Source organism: Cupriavidus sp. F041, from assembly GCF_057814235.1.
On sequence record NZ_JBVASY010000002.1, the window covers coordinates 1,824,543 to 1,841,675 of the forward strand.

The following is a 17,133-nucleotide window of genomic DNA, read 5'->3' on the forward strand; positions in this document are numbered from 1 at the left end:
GATTGAGTGGGAATCAGGCGTTGAAGGTTCGGCCTTCGTCAGCCAGCTGTTCGATTAATGAGGCCGGCTTCCAACTCTGGTCTTGCGCCGACAGTGCGCGCAGAGTGCGGCGGACGTTCGTCACGCCGACCGTGTCGGCGTAGAACATCGGACCACCGCGCCAGGCCGGGAAGCCATACCCGTGCAAATAGACCGCGTCGATGTCGGACGCGCGTGCCGCAATGCCCTCCTCGAGAACGGCGGCGCCCTCGTTCACCAACGCATAAATCAGCCGCTCGACAATTTCCTGGCTGCTGAAGCGCATTGGCGTCACACCACGTTCCTTCCAGTACGCCTCCAGCATGGCCCGCGTGCGCGCCGACGGCAACGCCTTGCGTTGACCCTGTTCGTAGTCGTACCAGCCGGCGGAGGTCTTCTGGCCGAAGTGGCCAGCCTCGCAAAGGCGATCCCCAAGTTCGAAGCGGGGCTGCGACGGATCTTCGGCATAGTGGCGTTTGCGGATGGCCCAGCCGATGTCGTTGCCGGCAAGGTCTGCCATCCGGAAGGGACCCATCGCGAGCCCAAATTCCTCGATGGCCCGGTCTACCTGTTCGGGGAGCGCGCCCTGCTCCAGCAGTTCGCCGGCGCGCCGGATGTACTTGGCCAGCATGCGGTTGCCGATGAAACCGTCACAGACGCCCGACACGACCGGCACCTTGCCTATGCGTCGGGCCAGGCGCATTGCGGTCTGCAGTACGTCCGGTGCCGTCTTGGCGCCGCGCACGACTTCCAGCAGGCGCATCACGTTGGCCGGGCTGAAAAAGTGCAAACCAATCACGTCCTGCGGTCGCCCTGTTTCAGCGGCGATACGCTCCACGTCGAGCATCGACGTATTGGTCGCCAGAATCGCGCCGGGGCGGGCGATTTCATCGAGCGCGCGGAACATGCGCAGCTTGACGTCCATGTCTTCGTAGACGGCCTCGATTACAAGGTCACAATCGGCGACCCTGCCCAAGTCCACGGTCGGCTGCAGCAGCGCCATGCGCTCCTCGACCACCTCGGCTCGCAGCTTGCCCTTCTTAAGGCTTGCCTCGTAGTTGCGGCGAATTGTGGCGGCACCCTTCTGTACAGCCTCATCGGAGATGTCCAGCAGCACGACGGGAATTCCCGCACTGAGGAAGTTCATTGCAATCCCGCTGCCCATTAGGCCCGCCCCCACGACGGCTACCTTGTTCACCGCGCGCTCGGGCACCGAATCGGGCACACCCGCCAACTTGGCCGCCGCCCGTTCCGAGAAGAACGCATGGCGCAGCGATTTCGAGACGGGGCCATTCATCAGCTCAAGGAAGAGGCGGCGTTCCAGCGCCAAGCCCTCGTCGAAAGGCAGCTTGAAGCTGGCCTCGATGGCGTCGAGACAGCGCAGTGGGGCCTGAAGATTCTTGTAGCGGGCGGCGATGGCCGGGCGCGCTACCGCCAAGTAGCCCTCCGGATTCGGATGGAAGATAGTCAGGTCACGTACTCTGGGATGCGGGCCCGGGCGTGCCGCGACTTCCTGCGCGAAGGCCACGGCGGCAGTGACCACGTCACCTTCCACGAGGCGGTCGAACAGGCCGGAGTCGGCCAGCGCCTCGGAAGGGATGGACGTTCCGTGCACAATCATGTTGGTGGCCGCCTCCAGGCCAATCAGGCGCGGCAACCGCTGGGTGCCGCCGGCGCCCGGCAGCAATCCCATCGTCACTTCCGACAGCGCGATGCGCGCCTTCGGCACGGCGACGCGGTAATGGCATGCCAACGCCAGTTCGAGCCCTCCGCCCATCGCCACCGAGTGAACGGCGGCGACCACGGGCTTGGCACTGTTCTCAATAGCCACTAGCACCGTGTTGAGGCCCGGTTCGCGCCAGGCTTCCGGCGAATTAAATTCGCGCATGTCGGCACCGCCGGAGAAGGCTTTGCCCGCGCCGGTTAGAACGATGGCGCGGACGTTGTCGTCGGCCGCAGCACGGTCGATGCCGTCGATGATGCCAACGCGCACGTCGTAGCCCAGTCCGTTGACGGGCGGGTTGGCAATCGAGATGACGGCGACGTCATGGATGACTGTGTACTGGATGCTCATGGAAGGTTCTTTGCAGATCGGGGTAGCAGATGGGACTGTCTGGTCGCGGCTCAGGCGCGAGCAGGCGCCCTGACCGGCGCGCGTTGCAGGAAGCGCCGGAGAATCTCCTGCGTTTCGGGCGACTGGCGCAGGGAGTCGAATACAACCGTTTCGCGCTGGAGGCTGGCTTGCACGAGCGCCTCGGTTGCCTCGCGCATCAGGCCGCGAGTCGCCATGAGTGCCTGGCGTGGCTTTGCGGCCAGGCACTTTGCAATCGACAGCGCCTCTTCGGCGACCGTCTCCAGCGGTTCCACGCAATTGACAAGTCCTGCTCGATGCGCCTCGGCGGCGGGAATGGTCGCACCGAGGAGTAGCCATTCCGCAGCCTTGTTCCGGCCCACTACTTGCTGGAGCAGCAGCGTGGATGCGAATTCCGGACACAGGCCCAGGTCGACGAACGGGAAGCGGATACGGGCATCGTCGGAGGCGACGACGTAGTCGCAATGGAGCAGTATGGTCGCCCCGATGCCGACGGCGTGCCCGCACACGCAGGCAACCATGGGCTTGTGCAGCGCGATGACCGCGCGCAGGAAACGCCCAGCGGGGGAATCCTTGGGTTCGGACGTCTGCCCATTCACGAACAGGCCGATGTCGTTGCCGCTGGTAAAGTTGCCACCCTCGCCCTGGAGCAGTACGGCGCGCACGTCGTCCCGACGGTCCGCCTCAGCGATGGCGTCGGCAAGCGCCGCGTAAATCTGCGCAGTAAGCGCATTCTTCTTCGCCGGCCGGTTGATTGTCACGACCAGCACGCCGTCGTCTAGGTGCAGCAGCACGTCTGCCGTCATCGTTCTCTCCTTCAGTCCAACCCCAGTGGAGTCGTGTCGTTGAGAAGAGTTTGGACGTCGGGCGCTGATTTGGCTGTCGGAATTGACTCTGCTACTTGTCAGCGTTTTCTGAAGTGAAGACCCCAGTGGTGCAGTGGCTCAGTCAATCAGTCGATGCTCGACGGCATAGCGCGCCAGTTCGGCGTTGCTGGTGATGCCAAGCTTCTTCAGGATGCGTGACCGATAAGTGCTCACGGTCTTTACGCTCAGGAACATCTGCCGGCCAATCTCCGTCAATCGGATGCCCCGTACAATCAGGAGCATGATTTCGTACTCACGGGACGACAGATGTTCATGCGGTGTTTTTTCAGCAATGCGGTCAAAGCCATCGAGCAGACAATTCGCAACGGAAGGAGCTATGTAGCGCTTGCCCTGCGCTACCTTGTGGATTGAATCAACCAACTCCATCGCATCCATGTCTTTGGTGACATAGCCGGATGCTCCCGCCTGGAACGCTCGCAGCGCATACTGCTCGGCCGGGTACATGCTCAGGACGATTACCGGCATTGTTGGCCTCTCGGCCCGCAGGGTGGGTAGCATTTCCAGGCCACTGCGGCCGGGCATGTTCACGTCGAGTAACGCGACATCGAACGGCTGCTCTCGCACGCGGCCCAGCGCTTCCGACGCATCACCGGCCTCGGCAATCACATCGAATCCCTCCTGCTCTGCCAGCAGGCGTTTGAGACCCTCCCTGAAGATTGTGTGGTCGTCTATCAACAGCAGGCGAATCATGAGCTATCCTTTCTCAAAGTTGGTGCGCGACAGAATTGGAACGCCTAGTCTCACGCGCGCTCCGGAGCGGGGTCCGGGATCCAGAACTAGCGTTCCGTCAAGCTCGCGCGCCCTCTCCCGCATGCCCAAAAGGCCGAGATGCCCCTCGGAAGCACCGCAATTCACTTCGAACCCTAGTCCGTTGTCCGCGATTTCAAGCTCTAGCCGGTCAGCAGCCCAATCGAGGCTGACCGTCACTTCGGTAGCCTTGGAATGCCGCGCTACGTTCGTCATGGCTTCCTGAAAGATGCGGTAAATGCCAATCTCTCGATTACGGTCCAAGCACTGCCCCGGGCCCGTGGTCTGGAATCGCGTGGCGATGCCATAGCGCCGCTCGAAGCGGCTCAGATCCAACGAAAGCGTGTCGCATAAGCCTAGATGGTCCAGAGCCCCCGGTCGAAGACCTTCTGAAACCGTGCGCACGGCCTCGATAGTCTCTTGCGTGAGCTGAAGGGTCTGAGCCGCAGTGAGAGCCAGTAAGGCGAGCGAAGACGAAGAGTCGCCACCGCGTTTTTTCCCCGACTCGCGACAGCGGTCCAGTGCCTCGATGCCCCGTGACAGCCTCGACAGGTCGAACTTAATTGCAGTAAGCATGCCGCCAATCACGTCGTGCAGTTCGCGCGCCACGCGGTTGCGCTCGTTCTCCCTTACGTTGTTGGCGCTAGCCACGAGTTCCTGCAATCGCTCGCTGGCGTCGACCAGGTCGGCGCGCTGCCGCTCTCGCTCGGTGATATCGATGCTGACGCCGAAAATCGCCGGTCGACCATGAACATTCACACGGGTGCCGTGAATTTCGAAGCAACCGGGATTGCGGGACGCTGTTCTCCGAATGACAAACACTTCGGTCTGCGCGATGCCCTTGATTCTCTGGTGATACTGGGCCATCAGGTCCGCGCGCTGAGAAGGATTGGCAACGTCGCGTAGCCTGGCACCAATGAGACGCTCCCGCTTCAGACCACACATGCGCGCGAACGTCTCGTTCACGTACCGGAACCTTCCGTCCTGGAGGATATAGATGCCAACGATGGACTGCTCCACGATGCCCTTGAAAGGGATTTCGTAGTCGTCAAGGCCAACGTCGTCCAGTTCAACGTTCGTGTCACGCATGACATCCGCCCTTCTAAATGATGCTTGTCATGCAGGAGGATGACAAGCACAATGTATAAAGTCAAGAGAACGATGGAGGTATGACGCATGGGTCATTCTCAAGCAGACAAGATGCGCAGCAGGGAGCGCATCCTTAGTGAAGCGGCGGAGCAAATCCGGGACGGAGGGCTGGAATCCGTCAGCGTTGGCAAGTTGATGCGCCGCGCCAATCTGACCCACGGCGGGTTCTATGGACACTTCGCATCACGGGCGGACCTGCTCGCCCATGCGTTGGAGCGTGCGCTAGACGATGGAGCGGCCGCATTCGAAGCGAAGAAAGGCAGTACACATCCCGACTATGCCGCAACTGTCAAAAGCTATCTGAGTCGCAAACATCGGGATTCACGTACAACAGGTTGTGCAATCGCGGCCTTGGCCGGTGACGTAGCGCGAGCCGAAGAACCCGTGCGCGAAGTGATGTCGGCCCATATCGAACAGTTCGTGGCACGCATAGACAAGGCGCTTGGCGGCGACCCCGAGAAGGCCCTGTTCGCGGTCAGCGCGCTGATTGGCGCACTGGTGGTGTCGCGGGTAATGGCAGACGAGAAGCACTCAGATGCCGTACTGGCTGCCGCCAAGCGGGAATTGCTCGCATTGGAAGAGAATTGCTGAGGAAAGCCGGCTTCGTTAGGAGGCTTCAGTTGGTCGTCTGACCGTGCCTGAGCGCGCCGGATGGTAAGACGCGGTGGCTCGCCTCTACCGGTACCTCAATGCCATGACGGCCGAAGATTCCCTTCAGAACCGAATGCCGGAATTCCACTGAATCACCCAGGAACAGGTGGTCATGCTGAACACCCAGAGCAAAGCTGAAAACCTCGAACACAAGGTGTTGAACGTCAACATTCGGGTTGATTTCCCCTATATGCGCGGCGTCCTTTAGCTGCGAAGCCAACAGGCCACGCCAGGTGGTTACCGCCTGTGCCACGCTAAGACTGACAGCGTTCTCTGCTCGCCCAGCCGATTCGCTGCCGGCGCGCAGGATGAGGCAACCACCGCGCAATACATAGTCGCCAAGCCAGACGTCCAGCATGCGTACTAGCCGGCGTAAGCCTTTTGGCGCTTGCGCGGCAGCCTTTATCGCGTCGGCTGAGAGAGCCTCAGCGTAAGTAAGGACGGCCTCTGCGAGAAGCTCGATGCGGGATTCGAAGTGCTGGTAGATGCAGCTCTTCGACACGCCGATCTCTTCGCCAAGGTCGCTAATCGAGAAGCTATCGAGGCCTCCACGTCGGGAGAGAGAAATAGCTGCGCCCAAGACTGCTCTCCGTGACGACCGGGATTCGCGCCTAGGCATGATTGTCCTCATAGATGGTGGTTACCGTAGCAATCTTGACCTCTTCCCGCAACATATCAATTTCAACGTGTTGCAAGACGCCAAACTGCTCGTCGCGCAGTAGGGACATTGTCAACGGCCCCGACAAGCTCCCCCGCTCCGCGTTGTCGAAGTAGCGCACCGTGAACCATACTGGATTCGATGCTGCTGCAGTATGCAAATGGCCATACGAATCGCATATTCTAGCTATCGTGAGAAACTGCTCAAAGCCATCGTCAATCGTTGTCGATGCCACTCGCACTCCGCTGCGCCACGGCACATAGCTGGACGACGGGAGTTCGGCATCCAAAACCACATGCGCGCGGCCAACAATGTCTCCCTGTTGCCTAACTTCGGCTAGCCATCGTTGTTGCCGGCCATCTGCATGCCGCAGGCTTGCCTCGAGTTCGTATCTGCCTGATCGCAACGGCTTGTCAATGTAAGCCGTCAGTAAAACTGGGGCGGCGGAGCCGCATGTTGAATCCAGCACGGCACCGAGTAGCAGCTCCACAAGGCCGGGCTGCTCATCAGCAGAGGATGCCATCTGTCCTTGCTGCGCAGCGAACGATGAGTCCAACATCGCTTGCGGAGTAATCGGTGCGAAATCCATGTTTCTCTCCTGTCCTGTCGGTTGCGCCGCCATGGCGCAAATCATTGGTGACTATAGCCAGCAGCCGCGCACCTGTGCGAAGGATGGAAAAATAGGGAAAAATCTGACACCGACTCGCCGTCGGGGAATTCCGCGACCATGAAGTGTGGATGGAATGGTCGGCCCGCCTCGGCAAATCGCCGACCGTGGCCGGCTCAGGCTCCGTCAGTCTGAAGTCACAGTGCTCATTCTGTCGTCGCGGCCTGCCAAGGAGGATCCACATGGAACAACCGCAGTAGCCATCGACCTGGCCAAGCACGTCTAGCAGGTTCATTTTGTCGAGCCAGAGACAGGCGTCATCGCGGCATCTCCAAGCGCAGCGTGCAGCGCGCCTGTCCAACGCCTTTCCCTTGGCTGGGCCCCTCTCGACATAGGCCATGGCCTCGTTGGTCAGTGCTGCGCAACCCGCTGATTCGTATGTGGCCGATTGCCCATTAACTTTGAGCCGGTACAACGGCGGTCCCGGTGTCGTCTGGCTGCCGATGCGCCGGTGCGCTCCTGACTTGCTTGAGGGTTTCGCAGACCACGGCCACGCCCAACTCGGGCGCCGGGGTATCTTTCAGCGCACCACCATAAGTGCCAATCGCTGTGCGCACTGAAGAGCAAAGAACGACTTCAGGCTTGGCCATGGGATCCGAGCGGCCGGCGATCTGTTCCTGCGGCGCGGCATAGAGGTCTTGCAGGCGAGCGCGAACCGCTTTCTCCTCCACTTCCCAACGGGCAACAACCAGATCAACCTACATCGACAGCGCCTTTCCCATACATGGTTGCATATGCAATAGTGGCCCATGGGCAATTTGATTTTTGCCCGACACCAAGGGCCAGCCGCAGCACGGCGCGCGCGTCGATGGCAATAAGCTTCAGCGTCTCCGATATCGGGATGCGCGGTGTCTTGATCCTGCGCGGGCTCCCGGGTCGCACGGCCTGCTTGCTAGTTGTCCACCGACGTCGACAATGGCGCGAGAATTTCTGAGCGGCAGACTTCCAGAATCTCGTCCGCCAGCGGGGAATCATCCGGACAGGCTCGCGACAGCACGATCGCGCCGACCGAATGGGTGAGCATGTCGATCATCTTTGCGCGCGCCTCGCGCTGATCCAGCGTACCCAACGTCACGCCTTCGCGTTCAAGGGCTGTCAGCAGGCTTTCGATCCCAGCCGCAAACGTGGCCTTGACGGCTTCTGGTTGACGCGCCGCATCGCCGCAAAGGGCCGCCATCGTGCAGCCACTGCCACGGGCGTCGCGGTGCTCGGAGACCGCGCCAAACCGGGGGCTGACTAAGCGGCAAGGCGATGGTTTTCTTCTCCGGCGATGGAGGGATACCATCGTTCAACGTAAGACCGGAGCTGGTCATTGAGCACGGCCGTCCGGATTTGCAGCAGGTTGTGCGCGTGCTGAGGCCGCCAGGCCATCTGCTGCCGTTTGACGAACCGCTTGCTGACCACTTGGTTGACGGCTGACTCGACAAAACCCGATGCAATGGGCTCCCCATGCCGATAGCGGTCACCGTAGTTCACGATGAAGTGCCGGTTGGCGACCGGACTGAAGGTGGGGGCGTCGCCCTGGCATTGCCGACAGGGATACAGCCTGGGACTGTCAATCGACAGTCGCCCGATCGCGCTACGGAAGACCAAGTGATGGTGGCCCTTGCAAGCCAACTGCGCACCGCACGTGGGACAAACGCTGGTCCGGGCAACTGCCTCGGCAACCTGTGCCGCGACCATCGTGCGCTGCAGCCGACCCAGCAATGATTTCGCCTCCTCCAGATGCAGGCCCAGCGAGCCCACATCAAGGCTGTCTCTCTCGAACTGGGCAATTTCGGTGACGGTGGCTGGCACCCCTCCCTCGTCCTGCACTACGAGTTGCAAGCTGATACGCATGGCCGCCCTCCTCCCTTGGAAGCTGCGGCGACCAGTCTACCCCTCGAGGTGTCGCAACCGATCATTGACGATCTGACGGTCAAAGCGACGATCCAGCCAAGTCAGACATCGGTCGACCTCATCGCGTAAGTCTGCCAGCACGATTGGACCCTCGCGCAGCGACTCGAGCCAATCGAGGAACTCGTACTCACTGCGTTCGTCCCTGGCCTCCAGATACCTCTCGATCCCGCCAACGTCCTCTAGCGGGCAAGGCCCGCTACCCGCCACGCAATGTGGCAGCCGGCCAGGATGTTGCCGCAGCATACGCCGCTCCACCCGTATCTCGTGGCGCCACCACGCGTTGAAGTCATACACATAGACGAAGCCTTCGTGTTCGCGGAGACGAAACGCGGTCAGCGGCAGTTCGTTTGCCACTGTGGAGAACTGCAAGACGTCCTCATGAGCTTCACCGTAATGCCTGCCACGAATGCTGAACTGGTGCAGATGTTCGTCCGCCCAGCCCATGACTACCTGGATGACATTGTGCAATTGTGGGAGCGTCAAATGCTCGGGAACGAGGACGCGTCGCCAAACCGGCGGGCTCAGGCCGCGCAGAGCAATTCGAAGTTGAAGGATGGAGGTCGCCGCCCCAGGATCGGAAGCCATGCGCGCATTGTAGGTGCCTCATTGGCCTCTCGGCGGTGGTCCGGTCGTTCGCCCCCGTTTTGGCGCGGTCTCCGTATTGGACACCTTCTGCGATGCGATCATCGCCAGGCCGTGGCGACGGGAGTCGATATCAGGCCAGCGCGCCGTCGGTGTAGACGTCACAGTTGCCAATGCTCGCGGTCAGGCCGTCGCGATTGCTGACGCGGGCGCCGTCCGTATAGCCATCACGGTTGCTGATACGGGCGCCGTCGGTGTAGGCGTCACGCTTGCCGATGCTTGCCGTCAGGCCGTCGCGATTGCTGATGCGGGCGCCGTCCGTATAGCCATCACGGTTGCTGATACGGGCGCCGTCGGTGTAGGCATCACGCTTGCCGATGCTCGCCGTCAGGCCGTCGCGATTGCTGATGCGGGCGCCGTCCGTATAGCCATCACGGTTGCTGATACGAGCGCCGTCGGTGTAGACGTCACGGTTTGTGATGCGAGCGCCATCTGTAAAGGCGCTGCGCTGATCGTTGACGCGATAGGTGTAGCCGTACGCTTCGCCGGCCTTTTGCGGGGTAGCCTGGGCAACGCCCGTTACGAAAGCGGCGGCGATAGCGGCGGCGGTCAGGATGGTCTTGGCGTTCATGATGTTCTCTTTGCGATGGGCCGGGCGATCCTGGTTTGGGTAGCTGATTGCGGGGCCGATGTCTGTGCTGCGTATTAAGCAGCCCTTCTCCTCGCCCTCGCTCGCATCTAGCTATCTACTACCAGATAGATGAAAGGGCTAAAAAAAAGACCGCCTCCGGTACTGACAAACTGCTTGGTTGCGTGGACCGGTTCGCGTGCCGTTGTTGTGGCCGCTGCGTCGCTGTCCATGCCTCGAATATTATCTACCTATAGATAGATAGGCAAGAATAGATTTGTGATCCGACGCAAAAAGATTTCTATCAGCCCAATTGAGTGGATCAATATCGACGATAAGTGATTGATCTTATTGAGTAAGATCCGACGCAAGAACCGCGTGTGCATCAGACCCGTCACCAGCCTTGGCCAGCGCCCCAACGCTTAGACTAGGCCGGCTGCTGTTCCGGCTCCCCCCCGCGTCAGAATAGATGTCGCCCAGATAGAATCTGAACCTTGGGGGCGATAAGAGATGGAAGTGGCTCGATACGGACAAGTGTTTAAGGACCGTGCAGTAGCGCGGTTGTTGCCGCCGGAGAGTGTGGCGGTGGAAGTGGTTTCAAGGGAACTGGGTGTGGCAGTGGCCACGTTGGAGCGGTGGCGTGCGGATGCGCTGTCCATGCCCGCTCGCGAGCGGGCATGGACAGCGCCTGCCCGGCTGGAGGCTGTAATCGCCACGGCGGCCATGGACGAGACTGCGCGCAGTGCTTGGTGTCGCGAGCACGGTGTGTACCCCCAACAGCTTGAACAGTGGCGCCAAGCCGCCACGCAGGCGCTGGCTGAACCGGAGGAGGTGCGCGCCAGTCCGAAGCAGACCCAGCATGATCGCCGCCGCATCAAGGAGCTCGAACGCGAGTTGCGGCGCAAGGAGAAGGCGTTGGCCGAGACTGCTGCATTGCTGGTACTTTCAAAAAAAGTCGCGGCGATCTTCAACAAGGGCGAGGACGAATGATCGGCCTCGAAGATCGCCAGACTCTGGCCCGCGACATCGAAGTGGCGCACGCTGCTGGGGCAAGGCTGCACGCGGCCTGCGAGACCGCTGGCATCAGCGCGCGCACGCTGCAGCGTTGGACGGACGGCCAAGGTCTCATATCGGGTGACGGCAGGCCCCAGGCGGTGCGGCCAATGCCCGCTCATGCCCTCACCGAGGCTGAGCGCGAGCAGATCCTGCGCGTGGCCAACGAGCCGCGCTTCGCCGATATGCCGCCGGCGCGCATCGTGCCCATGCTGGCCGACGAAGGCGTGTACCTGGCCAGCGAATCGAGCTTTGGCCGCGTGCTGCGCGCGCATGGCCAGAGCCGGCATCGAGGCCGCGCCAAGGCGCCCCGTCAAAGCCGCCCGCCCACCACGCACGTGGCTACCGCACCGCGCCAGCTATGGTGCTGGGACATGACGTACCTGCCTGCCGAGATCACCGGGCGCTGGTTTTATCTGTACCTGATCCTGGACGTGTATAGCCGCAAGATCGTGGGCTTCGAAGTCCACGACCGCGACGACGCCGACCACGCGGCGCATCTGGTCAAGCGCACGGCGCTGGCCGAGGGCATCCACGCCATGGCGGCCAAGCCGGTGCTGCACGGGGACAACGGCGCCACACTCAAGGCCACCACGGTGCTGGCGATGTTGCACTGGTTGGGTGTCAAGCCCTCGTATTCGCGTCCACGCGTGAGCGACGATAACGCCTTTGTGGAGAGCCTGTTTCGCACGGCCAAGTACCGGCCGGAGTTCCCGTCCAGCGGCTTCGCCGATCTGAGCAAGGCGCGCGCCTGGGCGGCGCACTTCGTGCACTGGTACAACCACGAGCATCGGCACAGCGGCATCCGCTACGTGAGCCCGGCACAGCGCCACGCCGGGCACGACGATAGGATTCTCGCCGCTCGTCATGTGCTCTATGCCGAGGCCCGCGAGCGCAACCCACGTCGCTGGTCACGCCACACGCGAAACTGGACGCCAATCGGCACGGTCACGCTCAACCCGGAGCGCGAGATTGCCGTGCCCAGCGGTATCAAGCCAGGCGCCAAAAAACAGCGTTTGGCTGCATGAATGAGGCGACATCTGCCTTGACGCGCGCCGGCTCGGCCAAGGCCGTACGCACCGCGTTGCAGGCAGCATCGAGCCGCTCCGGCGCGCCGAAAAGACGGGTCGTCACGACGCTGTTCTGCAGCGCGCCGTACAGCACCTGCGCGATGGCGTCCGGCGAAGCCGGCAGCGTGTCACCGCGGGCTTCGGCAGCGCGCTGCACCAGCCGGGCCAGCCAGGCCTCGTTGAGCTTGTAGTAGCCCTGCAGGGCCGTGTGCGCCGACTTGGGTAGCAGCGCCAGCTCGGCCGACAGCATGCCGCACAGGCAGATCTGGTCGCTGCCCGCGCTATCGCGCACCGAGCCTAGGTATTGCTCGGCCTGCTCGGCCAGCGGCAGGCTGGTGTCGATGCTGCGCAGGCGCTCGGCGCGCCGGGCGATGTAGCGCGACATCGCTTCCTGCAGCAGGTCGTCCTTGGACGGGAAGTAGTAGTGGATGCTCGATGTCTTGACGCTGACCAGCTCCGCTAGGTCGCGATAGCTGAAGCCATTGAATCCTCGGCGGCGTATCAGCGACAGGGCGTGCTCCACCAGTTGGTCGCGTACGGAAAGCGTGGTCATCGCGAAACTCCGATGCGTCTGGCAGGGCCGCGGTGTGGTTGCCGGATCAAGCCGGCAGCACCTGTGCCACCGCAGCGGCCATCGAACCGCTGGCGGCGCACAGCAGAAGCCAGCCAGCCGTTGCGAGGAAACCTTGCCGAATATTCATAATGTGCTCCCGATCTGTCGAGTTGCCGCCACGAGGGCCTGCGCTTGGTACTGCTGGCCGGAAACGGCGCGACCCGCGCTGTGGCCAGCCGCCGCTTCCGCCTGCTCAGGCCAGGGCGCCGTCAGTGTACGGGTCGGCCTTGCCGACGCGGGCACCTTCAGTGAACGGGTCGAACTTGCCGGTGCGAGCGCCGTCGCTGTAGACGTCGCGGCTGCGGGCGGGCGAAGACGACACGCCGGTGCGATCCAGGCCGGCTACGATGCGCGCACCGTCGCTGTACGGATCGGCCTTGCCGACGCGGGCGCCGTCGGTGAACGGGTCGAACTTACCGGCGCGGGCGCCGTCGGTGAAGGCGCTCCGGCTGTCGTTGACGCGGAAGTTGTAGCCGTAGCGGTCGCCGCTGAAGGCGCTGTCCTTGGGGCCGGAAGCCTGGGCACCACCTGCGACGAAGGCGGCGGCAAGAGCGGCGGCGGTGAGCAGGGACTTGGCGATGAGCTTGGTGTTCATGATGTTCTCCAATTCGTTTAGCTGAGGTCCGAGGTCTGCACAGGCCACGAAGACCGGAACTGCTTGTTAAGATGCAAGCCAATTTTGTAGTTATCTACTACTAGATAGGCGCGCAGGGCAAAAAAAACGGCGCATGCCAGTCACTTCACATTTACTGCTTGTGAGATCTCCACATTGCGCGGCTTTTGTTTGTTGCCGACGGTGCAGCAGATTCCATAAGTTGAATCTTATCTACCTGTAGATAGATGGTCAAGAAATTTCTCAAGTTTCGCCAGACTGACCACGCTCCGCTCGCGATCACGCCAAGCCCGGCCAAGACGACAAAGACGTCCTAGCCGGAGCGCATTACCAAACCAGCCAAGAACCCTGCTTGGCCTAACCCTGACGCGAAGTCACGCTTAACCCACTTTCTTCCAGACTATGTGTCATTCCTCTGGAGTTAGGTGGCACACGACATGAGCGGGTCATCCATGTAATCAGTGGGCGGAGGTGGGTCCCACCATGGCGCGCTCAACTATTCCCTTGTCGCAACCATCCGGAACTGTTCCACCGTCTGCCCGGCGTGGATTGCCCGCTGCAGCCAGTCCGGCATGGCGCCGCAGCTAGGGTAAGCCTATGCTGGGCCATCTGGAAAGCGGCCGACGCCGTCGGCAATCGGCCCCCGCGCGGCTTGTCCACGGGCTTGTCCCCGCGTGCGGTGGATATATGCGATCCGACACCTCCGGCGTCCCCCCTCAGGCCGGCCCGGGCTTGAACTTGGTGCGCGTCACGGGCGTCCGGCGCTTGGGCGACACCAGGCGGCGCGTCGCGGTGGCTACCGCACCGGCCCGCTCGGCCCGCCGTACTGCCGTTTCCAGTTCGGCCCGCAGCCCTTCTTGGGCCACCTGCCCTCGCCTGAGCGCCTGCTCTGTCGCCGCCAGTTCCTGGCTGAGCGTGTCGCGCTCGGCCTGCAGCCGCGCGCGCGCCTCAGCGCCGGCCACGGCGGCGTCTTGCGCCCTCGCCTGCAGCGCCGCCAGCTCAGCGCGCAAATCCGCGAGCGCCTGCTCGGCCTTCTGGCGCAGCGTGCGCTCCTGGTCGATCTCGCGCAGCGCGCGGCGCTCGGTGGCGCTAGCCCGCTCCTGCGCCACCGCGACCTGCTCACGAGTGCGCTCCAGCTCCGTCGAGAATTGGGTACGCAACTCGTGCAGTTGCCGCTCAAGCGTCTCGATCTGACGCGTGCCTTCCTCCTGACGCGCCTGCGCGGCCGCGAGGGCTTGGCGCGCGGCATCCAGTTCCCCCTGTAGCGCCGCGCGCGCCTGCTGGGCTGCGTCGAGCTCGGCCTGTACTGCGGCTTTCTCCTGCTCGGCCACGACCACCGCGGCCCGCGCCTGGTCGCGCTGCGCGTCCGCCTCGCTCGCCTGCAGCCGCGCTTCGGCCCGCAAGGCGGCCAGTTCGCCGGCGGCCGCCTCGTTGGCGGCCTGCCAGATCGACTGCACGGCATCCGCCGCGATTGACTTGAGCGCGTCCGGCAGCCCGGGGTGGTCGATGGTGACGCGCATCTTGCCGCGCAGGTCCGCCCAGAACTGCGCCAGCACCTCGGTGGGCGTGCCCATGCTGCCCTTGCGCACCAGGCCGTAGAGCTTGTTGGCGGTGGGGGTGATGCCATAGCGGAAGAACAGCAAGGCGCAGACCTCGCGGTAGAGCGCGCGGGTCTCGGGGAACTGCGCGCGCAGGGTGGCCACGTCGGCGGCGAGCGTGGCCTGCAGGGCGGCGTCGGGAGACGTGGATTCAGGGCTGGCAGTCATGTTTGGGTGGCGGACGAGGTTGGTTTATGCAAATATTACTACGTAATACGTTATTTATATAATTCAAAACACAAAACTTTAGACATAAGTGCGCTTCTGTCTAGAATTAGGTCTACACTCACGCCATGACACCCACCGCACCGATGGCACCCACCGCGCTCCCCCACCCTGCCTTCACGGCCCTGCCCGCCACCCCGATCGAGCGCCTGCGCCTGCCCGCCGCGCTCGCTGGCGCCAGCGGCGCCGCCGGCAGCAACCGCGCCCGCGGCGGCATCCCGCAGATCGCAGCCGCCGACGATCTGGCCGCCGTCACCGCCTGGCTGGCGCGCTATACCGACACGCCGGCCACGTTGCAGACCTATCGGCGCGAGGTGGAGCGGCTGCTGTTGTGGGCTGTCATGCAGCAGGGCAAGCCGTTGTCGTCGCTGACGCACGAGGACTTGCTGCTGTACGAGCGCTTCCTCGCCGATCCGCAACCAGCCTGGCGCTGGGTCATGGCGTCGCGCAAGAAGCTCGCGCGCGGCGCGCCGGACTGGCGGCCGTTCGCCGGCCCGCTCTCCCCGGCCAGCGCGCGGCACGCGATGGTGATCCTCAATACGCTGTTCGCCTGGCTGGTGGACGCCGGCTACCTCGCCGGCAATCCGCTCTCCCTGGCACGCAGCCGACGCGGCCAGCCCAAGCCCCGCATCACGCGCTACCTCAGCCACGAAATGTGGCAGACGGTCAAGGACACCATCGAAGCGATGCCGGGCACCAGCGACCGTGCGACCGAGCGCGAGCGCCTGCACGCGGCGCGCTGCCGTTGGCTCTTCACGGTGCTGTATCTCGGCGGCCTGCGCGCGGCCGAGGTGGCTGAGACCCGCATGGGCGCCTTCTTCTGCCGGCGTGACCGCGACGGCGTGGAGCGCTGGTGGCTGGAGGTGACCGGCAAGGGCAACAAGACGCGGCTGGTGCCGGCCACCGACGAACTGATCGTGGAGCTGGCGCGCTATCGCAGCGCCCACGGTCTGCCGCCCGCCCCGCACCCCGGCGAGGCACGTCCCATCGTGCTGCCGATCATCGGCAAGGAAAAACCCTTGTCACGCGGTGCGCTGCACCTGGTGCTGAAGGAAGTCTTCGGGATGGCCGCCGCGCGCCTGCGCTCACGCGGCCCCGAGTGGGAAAGCCGGGCCGCGGTGCTGGCCAGCGCGTCGGCGCACTGGCTGCGCCATACCGCGGGGTCGCACATGACCGACCAGCAGGTGGACCTGCGGTTCGTGCGGGACAATTTCGGGCATGCATCGATTTCTACCACCAGCGCTTACCTGCACACGGAGGACGATGCGCGGCATGAGGCCACGCAGGAACGCCATCGGATCGGGTGGACGCGCGAAGGGTGACCGGCGCCCCACCCTGCCAGGATGCCTGGTTTGGCCGATGCCCCGCCGCGGCGTGGGCCGCAAAGCGAATTGCGACGGTCTTTTGCGAACCGGGCGCAGCAACTGCAAGCTCGTCGCGTGGCGCGCGCGTTGTCTCAGCCAGCGACTGCGCCGAAGCCCAACTGATCTGTGATGGAGATGCCGTGCTTTCGGCGCCGATGTGCCGATGATTGTTGAGCTGCCGCGGACACCACCGCATCGCTCGATGCCTGATTTCTTCATTTCGTGCCGCCTGATTGGGTCCCATTGTGGCTTTCGGGAGAGAGCGTCGGGGCGAGGACCCGACGATTTGAATCCGATACCGGATAAGACACAAAACAGTACATTCGCCCGCCAACGAGACATACATCAGATACACGACGTTCACACACTTGCGACAGCTGAAACTTGACAGTCGAAGTCTTGTCACCGAGATGTGCGTGAGCTTTCTCTCCAGACTATGGACAAAGATCGCGTGAGAGACAGACATCTAGCTCTCTCCATGTTTTGGTCAGCTTTCCCATAACAAGCCAATGCTAGTGGAGCAACTGTCGAATTCCGATCCATCGCTATACACCCGGCCTGCCAAGCATTGCGACGCCGTTATGCTCGCTCCGGATCGCGAGAAAGCAACCCAATTGCC

14 protein-coding genes and 2 pseudogenes are annotated in these 17,133 nt (G+C 62.9%); 3 read left to right on the forward strand and 13 right to left on the reverse strand.

What is annotated here, in order from left to right; translation table 11 throughout:
* Window positions 1-13 precede the first annotated feature (13 nt).
* From ACZY0R_RS25690 to ACZY0R_RS25705, 4 genes are all read right to left on the reverse strand, one after another.
* On the reverse strand, window positions 14-2,092 hold the full coding sequence (locus ACZY0R_RS25690; RefSeq protein ID WP_488862294.1) for a 3-hydroxyacyl-CoA dehydrogenase NAD-binding domain-containing protein: 2,079 nt from the start codon (window positions 2,090-2,092) through the stop codon (window positions 14-16).
* Window positions 2,093-2,142: 50 nt separating this feature from the next.
* Entirely contained in the window at window positions 2,143-2,916 is a 774-nt protein-coding gene (locus tag ACZY0R_RS25695; RefSeq protein ID WP_488862296.1) for an enoyl-CoA hydratase, read from the reverse strand.
* A gap of 138 nt (window positions 2,917-3,054) precedes the next feature.
* A complete protein-coding gene (locus tag ACZY0R_RS25700; protein ID WP_488862298.1) occupies window positions 3,055-3,687 on the reverse strand; it encodes a response regulator in 633 nt (210 codons plus the stop codon).
* Between the two features lie 3 nt (window positions 3,688-3,690).
* Window positions 3,691-4,833, reverse strand: coding sequence for a PAS domain-containing sensor histidine kinase (locus ACZY0R_RS25705; RefSeq protein ID WP_488862300.1), 1,143 nt, complete (start codon window positions 4,831-4,833; stop codon window positions 3,691-3,693).
* 87 nt (window positions 4,834-4,920) lie between these two features.
* Between ACZY0R_RS25705 and ACZY0R_RS25710 the strand changes: the two genes are divergently transcribed.
* Window positions 4,921-5,484: a TetR/AcrR family transcriptional regulator gene (locus tag ACZY0R_RS25710; RefSeq protein ID WP_043346293.1), complete on the forward strand. Its 564-nt coding sequence runs from the start codon at window positions 4,921-4,923 to the stop codon at window positions 5,482-5,484.
* Between the two features lie 25 nt (window positions 5,485-5,509).
* Here the strand turns inward: ACZY0R_RS25710 and ACZY0R_RS25715 are convergent, their stop codons facing one another.
* The 6 genes and pseudogenes from ACZY0R_RS25715 to ACZY0R_RS25740 all read right to left on the reverse strand — a co-directional run bounded on the left by ACZY0R_RS25715 (window position 5,510) and on the right by ACZY0R_RS25740 (window position 9,981).
* Window positions 5,510-6,124: a TetR/AcrR family transcriptional regulator gene (locus ACZY0R_RS25715; protein WP_488862302.1), complete on the reverse strand. Its 615-nt coding sequence runs from the start codon at window positions 6,122-6,124 to the stop codon at window positions 5,510-5,512.
* Between the two features lie 31 nt (window positions 6,125-6,155).
* A complete protein-coding gene (locus ACZY0R_RS25720) occupies window positions 6,156-6,791 on the reverse strand; it encodes a hypothetical protein (protein ID WP_488862304.1) in 636 nt (211 codons plus the stop codon).
* A 970-nt stretch (window positions 6,792-7,761) separates the two neighbouring features.
* A pseudogene (locus tag ACZY0R_RS25725) lies at window positions 7,762-8,079 on the reverse strand (TetR/AcrR family transcriptional regulator); the annotation flags it as partial.
* A 26-nt stretch (window positions 8,080-8,105) separates the two neighbouring features.
* A pseudogene (locus ACZY0R_RS25730) lies at window positions 8,106-8,360 on the reverse strand (ISKra4-like element ISBte1 family transposase); the annotation flags it as partial.
* A 384-nt stretch (window positions 8,361-8,744) separates the two neighbouring features.
* Entirely contained in the window at window positions 8,745-9,353 is a 609-nt protein-coding gene (locus tag ACZY0R_RS25735; RefSeq protein ID WP_488862306.1) for a plasmid pRiA4b ORF-3 family protein, read from the reverse strand.
* A gap of 130 nt (window positions 9,354-9,483) precedes the next feature.
* A complete protein-coding gene (locus ACZY0R_RS25740; RefSeq protein ID WP_488862308.1) occupies window positions 9,484-9,981 on the reverse strand; it encodes a copper resistance protein CopQ in 498 nt (165 codons plus the stop codon).
* A gap of 513 nt (window positions 9,982-10,494) precedes the next feature.
* Here ACZY0R_RS25740 and ACZY0R_RS25745 point away from each other — a divergent pair.
* A protein-coding gene (locus ACZY0R_RS25745; RefSeq protein WP_488859618.1) for an IS3 family transposase occupies window positions 10,495-12,059 on the forward strand; the annotation gives its coding sequence in 2 pieces (ribosomal slippage) (window positions 10,495-10,933 and window positions 10,933-12,059; 1,566 coding nt in all).
* Here ACZY0R_RS25745 and ACZY0R_RS25750 read toward each other — a convergent pair.
* From ACZY0R_RS25750 to ACZY0R_RS25760, 3 genes are all read right to left on the reverse strand, one after another.
* Window positions 12,022-12,654 carry a TetR/AcrR family transcriptional regulator gene (locus tag ACZY0R_RS25750; protein WP_488862310.1) on the reverse strand — a complete coding sequence of 211 codons (633 nt, stop codon included), beginning with the start codon at window positions 12,652-12,654 and terminating at the stop codon, window positions 12,022-12,024. The genes ACZY0R_RS25745 and ACZY0R_RS25750 overlap by 38 nt on opposite strands.
* 253 nt (window positions 12,655-12,907) lie before the next feature.
* Window positions 12,908-13,309 (reverse strand): copper resistance protein CopQ, encoded by a 402-nt coding sequence (locus ACZY0R_RS25755; RefSeq protein ID WP_488862312.1) that lies wholly within the window; start codon window positions 13,307-13,309, stop codon window positions 12,908-12,910.
* Between the two features lie 734 nt (window positions 13,310-14,043).
* Window positions 14,044-15,093 (reverse strand): DNA-binding protein, encoded by a 1,050-nt coding sequence (locus tag ACZY0R_RS25760; RefSeq protein ID WP_488862314.1) that lies wholly within the window; start codon window positions 15,091-15,093, stop codon window positions 14,044-14,046.
* 125 nt (window positions 15,094-15,218) lie between these two features.
* Here ACZY0R_RS25760 and ACZY0R_RS25765 point away from each other — a divergent pair, with 125 nt between their 5' ends.
* Entirely contained in the window at window positions 15,219-16,472 is a 1,254-nt protein-coding gene (locus tag ACZY0R_RS25765) for a tyrosine-type recombinase/integrase (protein ID WP_488862316.1), read from the forward strand.
* Window positions 16,473-17,133: the final 661 nt, after the last annotated feature.